The sequence below is a fragment of the Pseudomonas sp. GXM4 genome, assembly GCF_008923895.1.
Taxonomy (GTDB): domain Bacteria; phylum Pseudomonadota; class Gammaproteobacteria; order Pseudomonadales; family Pseudomonadaceae; genus Aquipseudomonas; species Aquipseudomonas atacamensis.
Genome location: NZ_WBRZ01000319.1, coordinates 1 through 5,752, shown reverse-complemented (window position 1 = coordinate 5,752; position 5,752 = coordinate 1). Strand labels below are relative to the sequence as shown.

Genomic DNA, 5,752 nt, shown 5'->3' with positions numbered 1-5,752 from the left:
TGCATTCCCACGCGGAGCGTGGGAACGATCAATTTGACGGATTTACAGGTGCAGCGCATGCCCCAGCGCCCGCAACGCCGCTTCCTGCACCGCTTCGCCCAAGGTGGGGTGGGCATGAATGGTGCCGCCGATGTCTTCCAGTCTCGCGCCCATTTCCAGGCTCTGCGCAAAAGCCGTCGACAATTCGGAGACACCGACCCCCACCGCTTGCCAGCCAACAATCAAATGATTGTCGCGACGTGCGACCACGCGGACGAAGCCGCTTTTCGATTCCAGGGTCATTGCGCGGCCGTTGGCGGCGAACGGGAAGCTTGCAACGATGCAGTCCAGCCCGGCAGCCTTGGCCTCGTCCGGAGTTTTGCCGACCACCACCAGTTCCGGGTCGGTAAAGCACACGGCGGCGATGGCGGTCGGGTTGAATTCGCGGCGCTTGCCACTGATCAGCTCGGCAACCATTTCGCCCTGAGCCATGGCGCGGTGGGCCAGCATCGGTTCGCCGCTCACGTCGCCAATGGCGTAGACGTTGCGCATGCTGGTCTGGCAACCGCTGTCGATCCTGATAGCCGAACCGTTCATGTCCAGATTCAACGCTTCGAGATTGAAGCCCTGCGTATTGGGTTTGCGTCCGACCGCGACCAGTACCTGATCGGTTTCCAGATTGAGGGTTTCGCCTTCGGGATCGCGCACCTGCAATGTGCCGTCGAAACCGAGCACGCTGTGCTTGAGGTACAGTTTCACGCCCAGCTGCTTCAGCGCTTCATGCACCGGTTGCGTCAGTTCTGCGTCGTAAGCCGGCAGGATGCGGTCCTGCGCCTCGACCACGCTGACCTCGGCGCCGAGCTTGCGATAGGCGATGCCCAGCTCCAGGCCGATGTAACCACCGCCGACCACGACCAGGCGTTTCGGCACAGACGTCGGCGCCAGCGCTTCGGTGGAGGAGATAATCGGCCCGCCAATCGGCAGGATCGGCAGGTTGACGCTGGTCGAACCGGTGGCCAGCACCAGATGCTCGCACTGGATTCGGGTATCGCCGACTTCCACGGTTTTGCCGTCGATGATTTTCGCCCAGCCGTTGATGACCTGAACCTTGTTCTTCTTCAGCAGCGCGGCGACGCCAGTGGTCAGGCGATCAACGATGCCGTCCTTCCACTCGACGCTTTTGCTGATATCCAGGGTCGGCGCGGCAACGCTGATGCCCAACGCCGAATGCTGGCTGTGATGCTGCGTCTGATGAAACTGCTCAGCCACATGAATCAGCGCTTTTGACGGAATGCAGCCGATATTCAGGCAGGTGCCGCCCAACGATTGGCCTTCGACCAGGATGGTCGGGATGCCCAGTTGCCCAGCGCGGATCGCGGTGACGTAACCGCCGGGGCCGCCGCCGATGATCAGCAGCGTAGTGTTCAGAGATTGCATTCGGGCTTACTCCACAAACAAGGTGGCGGGTTGTTCGAGCAAGCCACGAATGGCCTGAATGAAGAGCGCCGCGTCCATGCCGTCGACCACGCGATGATCGAAGGAGCTGGAGAGGTTCATCATTTTGCGGATCACCACCTGGCCTTTGACCACCATTGGCCGTTCGACGATTTTGTTCACGCCGACAATGGCCACTTCCGGCAGGTTCAGCACCGGCGTGCTGACAATGCCGCCCAGCGCACCGAGGCTGGTGAGCGTAATGGTCGAACCGGACAGCTCATCACGGCTGGCTTTGCCATTGCGCGCGGCGTTGGCCAAACGCGAAATTTCCGCGGCGCTGTCCCACAGGCTGCGCGCTTCGGCGTGACGCACCACGGGCACCATCAGGCCGACATCGCTTTGCGTGGCGACGCCGACATGCACCGCACCGAGGCGGGTGATGACTTGCGCTTCGTCGTCGTAACGGGCGTTCATCTGCGGGAAGTCGCGCAGGGCCATCACCAGCGCGCGAACGAGGAACGGCAACAAGGTCAACTTGCCACGGCTGGCGCCATGTTTTTCATTCAGGTGCGCACGCAGTTCTTCGATCGCGGTGACGTCGATTTCTTCGACATAACTGAAGTGCGCGGCACGCTGAGTAGCGTCCTGCATGCGCTGGGCGATCTTGCGGCGCATGCCGATCACTTGAATCTGTTCTTCGTCGTTGCGTTGAGCGTAAGCGGCAGCGGCCGGCGCCGAAGCATTCGACTGACCTTGCGCCAGATAGGTCTCAAGATCTTCATGCAACACGCGACCGGCCGGGCCGGTGCCGCGCACCAGACGCAATTGAATGCCCAGATCCAGCGCATGTTTGCGCACGGCCGGCGATGCGAGCGGGCGTTCATCCGCTTCGCGAGCAACCATCGGGCCTTGGCAAACGGCAGCCGGACGTGGTGCGGCGGCTGCGGCGGGCTTGCTTTCGACAGCGGCTTCAACTTTCGGCGCAACCGGTGCTTCTTTGACCGGCGCGGGCGCGGCGGACTCTTTAAGGTTGCCAGCCCCTTCGACTTCGATGCTGATCAGCACACTGCCGACCGCCATCACTTCACCCGGCTGACCACCGAGGGCAATCACTTTCCCGTGTACCGGCGACGGAATATCGACCATCGCCTTGTCGGTCATCACATCCGCCAGTACCTGGTCTTCAACCACCAGATCGCCCACCTTGACGTGCCACTGCGACAGTTCTACTTCTGCGATGCCTTCGCCGATGTCCGGCATCTTGATAACGTGCGTGCCCATTCAGACCTCCATGACCCGTTTCAACGCCGCGCCCACGCGGGACGGCCCTGGGAAATACGCCCACTCCTGCGCGTGCGGGTAGGGAGTGTCCCAACCGGTGACGCGTTCGATCGGCGCTTCCAGGTAATGGAAACAATGTTCTTGCACCAGCGACACCAGCTCGGCGCCGAAACCGCAGGTGCGGGTGGCTTCGTGAACCACCACGCAGCGGCCGGTTTTCTTCACCGACTTGACGATGGTTTCCAGGTCCAGCGGCCACAGGCTGCGCAGGTCGATGACTTCGGCATCGACACCGGATTCTTCGGCAGCGACTTGCGAGACGTATACGGTGGTGCCGTAGGTCAGCACGGTCACGTCCTTGCCCGGGCGAGTAATCGCGGCAACGTCCAGCGGCACGGTGTAGTAACCGTCCGGCACCTGGGCTTGCGGGTGTTTCGACCACGGGGTTACCGGGCGGTCGTGATGGCCATCGAACGGGCCGTTGTACAGGCGTTTCGGCTCAAGAAAGATCACCGGGTCATCGTTTTCGATGGAGGCGATCAGCAAGCCTTTGGCGTCGTAGGGGTTGGACGGCATCACCGTGCGCAGACCGCAGACCTGAGTGAACATCGCCTCGATGCTCTGGCTGTGGGTCTGGCCGCCGTAGATGCCACCGCCGCAAGGCATGCGCAGGGTCATCGGTGCGGTGAACTCGCCGGCCGAGCGATAACGCAGGCGCGCCGCTTCGGAAATGATCTGGTCGGAGGCGGGGTAGACGTAGTCGGCGAACTGGATTTCGGCGACCGGACGCAAACCGTAGGCGCCCATGCCGACGGCCACGCCGACGATGCCGCTTTCCGAGATCGGCGCGTCGAACACCCGCGAGGTGCCGTACTTGGTCTGCAGGCCTTCGGTGCAGCGGAACACGCCGCCGAAGTAGCCGACGTCCTGACCGAAGACGACGACGTTGTCATCACGCTCAAGCATCACATCCATGGCCGAGCGCAGGGCCTGGATCATGGTCATGGTGGTCGTGGTCATGGCGGTTTCCAACTGAATATTGTTGTTGTGATCGTTCATGTCAGATCCCCAACTGCTGACGCTGGCGCTTCAAGTGCTCCGGCATCTCTTTGTAGACGTCTTCAAACATGGTCGCGGCGCTTGGAATCTGCCCGCCTGCGAGGGTGCCGTACTGTTCGGCCTGTTTCTGCGCGGCAATCACTTCGGCTTCGAGTTCGGCGCTGACGGCAGCGTGTTCTTCTTCCGACCAGTGGCCTACCTTGATCAAGTGCTGTTTCAGACGCGCGATCGGATCGCCGAGCGGGAAGTGGCTCCAGTCATCGGCAGGGCGGTATTTTGATGGGTCGTCGGAGGTCGAGTGCGGGCCGGCGCGGTAGGTGACCCATTCGATCATGGTCGGGCCGAGGTTGCGCCGGGCGCGTTCGGCAGCCCAGGCGGAAGCAGCGTAGACCGCATAGAAATCGTTGCCATCGACACGCAGCGAGGCGATGCCGCAACCGACGCCGCGTCCGGCGAAAGTCGTGGCTTCACCGCCGGCGATGGCCTGGAAGGTGGAAATCGCCCACTGGTTGTTGACCACGTTGAGGATCACCGGCGCCCGATAAACGTGAGCGAAGGTGAGGGCGGTGTGGAAGTCCGATTCGGCGGTGGCACCGTCACCGATCCACGCCGAGGCGATTTTCGTATCGCCCTTGATCGCCGAGGCCATGCCCCAGCCAACGCCCTGAATGAACTGGGTGGCGAGGTTGCCGGAGATGGTGAAGAAACCGGCGTCCTTGACCGAGTACATGATCGGCAACTGGCGGCCCTTGAGCGGATCGCGCTCGTTGGACAGCAACTGGCAGATCAGGTCGACCAGCGGCACATCGCGGGCCATCAGGATGCTTTGCTGGCGGTAGGTCGGGAAGCACATGTCATCGATGTTCAGCGCCAGAGCCTGGGCGCTGCCGATGGCTTCTTCGCCAAGGCTCTGCATGTAGAACGACATCTTTTTCTGCCGCTGGGCGACAACCATGCGGTTGTCGTAGATGCGCGTCTTGAGCATCGCGCGCATGCCTTTGCGCAGGATCTCGACCGGCACGTTTTCGGCCCACGGGCCGAGGGCGTTGCCCTGATCGTCAAGCACGCGAATCAGGCCACGGGCGAGGTCGGCGGTATCGGCAGGTTCTACATCAACAGGAGGTTTGCGCACCGTACCGGCATCGGTCAGATGCAGGTAGGAAAAATCGGTTTTGCAGCCGGGACGGCCCGAGGGTTCAGGGACGTGCAGGCGCAGCGGTTCATACGCTTGGGTCATGGCTTCTACGCTCGATCTTGTGAATTTCTTGTAGTGAGCTGGCAGTCATTCCCGGGTAGGGGAAATCTTGTCCTACAACAATCATAGGCGTGGCCAAGAAGAATATTTCTCTGTGTTTCGTTGCGCTGGCGACCATTTGCAGATAGAAATTCTGCATAAACATAAAAAACAGGTGGTTTTGTCTCATGCGCAAACTGGACCGTACCGACATCGGCATTCTCAACAGCCTTCAGGAGAACGCGCGCATCACCAACGCCGACCTCGCCCGTTCGGTGAACCTGTCGCCGACGCCATGCTTCAACCGGGTCAAGGCCATGGAAGAATTGGGCCTGATTCGGGAACAGGTCACGCTGCTGGATGCCGATCTGCTGGGGCTGCATGTGAATGTGTTCATTCACGTCAGTCTGGAAAAGCAGGTAGAGGAAGCGCTGCAGCATTTCGAGGAAGCGATTTCTGATCGGCCTGAGGTGATGGAGTGCTATCTGATGGCGGGCGACCCGGACTATCTGATCCGCGTGCTGGTGCCGAGCATTCAGTCGCTGGAACGCTTCATGATGGATTTTCTGACCAAGGTGCCGGGGGTGGCGAACATCCGCTCCAGCTTTGCGCTGAAGCAGGTGCGCTACAAGACCGCGTTGCCGTTGCCGGCCAATGGGTTGACGTTGGGCAATTGATACGACTGACCTGCAGACGCCGATCGTTCCCACGCTCCGCGTGGGAATGCCGCCAGGGACGCTCCGCGTTCCGCCTCAAGAAGTG

The 5,752-nt window shown here is 61.3% G+C and carries 5 protein-coding genes; 1 reads left to right on the top strand and 4 read right to left on the bottom strand.

Annotated features, from left to right (window positions below; translation table 11 throughout):
- Nucleotides 1–42: 42 nt before the first annotated feature.
- Genes lpdA through F8N49_RS24855 form a run of 4 tightly spaced genes read right to left on the bottom strand, consistent with a single transcriptional unit; the run spans nt 43 to nt 4,993 of the window.
- Nucleotides 43–1,416 carry a dihydrolipoyl dehydrogenase gene (gene lpdA / locus F8N49_RS24870; protein ID WP_110645541.1) on the bottom strand — a complete coding sequence of 458 codons (1,374 nt, stop codon included), beginning with the start codon at nt 1,414–1,416 and terminating at the stop codon, nt 43–45.
- Between the two features lie 6 nt (nt 1,417–1,422).
- A complete protein-coding gene (locus tag F8N49_RS24865) occupies nt 1,423–2,697 on the bottom strand; it encodes a dihydrolipoamide acetyltransferase family protein (protein ID WP_151553006.1) in 1,275 nt (424 codons plus the stop codon).
- Nucleotides 2,698–3,756: an alpha-ketoacid dehydrogenase subunit beta gene (locus tag F8N49_RS24860; protein WP_071172848.1), complete on the bottom strand. Its 1,059-nt coding sequence runs from the start codon at nt 3,754–3,756 to the stop codon at nt 2,698–2,700.
- A 1-nt stretch (nt 3,757) separates the two neighbouring features.
- Nucleotides 3,758–4,993, bottom strand: a complete 1,236-nt coding sequence (locus F8N49_RS24855) for a 3-methyl-2-oxobutanoate dehydrogenase (2-methylpropanoyl-transferring) subunit alpha (RefSeq protein ID WP_071172847.1) — start codon at nt 4,991–4,993, stop codon at nt 3,758–3,760.
- A gap of 185 nt (nt 4,994–5,178) precedes the next feature.
- Here F8N49_RS24855 and bkdR point away from each other — a divergent pair, with 185 nt between their 5' ends.
- Entirely contained in the window at nt 5,179–5,667 is a 489-nt protein-coding gene (gene bkdR, locus F8N49_RS24850) for a Bkd operon transcriptional regulator BkdR (RefSeq protein ID WP_016775196.1), read from the top strand.
- The last annotated feature ends 85 nt before the right edge of the window (nt 5,668–5,752 follow it).

What these genes read in the sequence shown, in the direction of transcription:
- lpdA (WP_110645541.1), bottom strand. Translation starts at nt 1,416, where the DNA reads ATGCAATCTCTGAACACTACGCTGCTGATCATCGGCGGCGGCCCCGGC.
- F8N49_RS24865 (WP_151553006.1), bottom strand. Translation starts at nt 2,697, where the DNA reads ATGGGCACGCACGTTATCAAGATGCCGGACATCGGCGAAGGCATCGCA.
- F8N49_RS24860 (WP_071172848.1), bottom strand. Translation starts at nt 3,756, where the DNA reads ATGAACGATCACAACAACAATATTCAGTTGGAAACCGCCATGACCACG.
- F8N49_RS24855 (WP_071172847.1), bottom strand. Translation starts at nt 4,993, where the DNA reads ATGACCCAAGCGTATGAACCGCTGCGCCTGCACGTCCCTGAACCCTCG.
- bkdR (WP_016775196.1), top strand. Translation starts at nt 5,179, where the DNA reads ATGCGCAAACTGGACCGTACCGACATCGGCATTCTCAACAGCCTTCAG.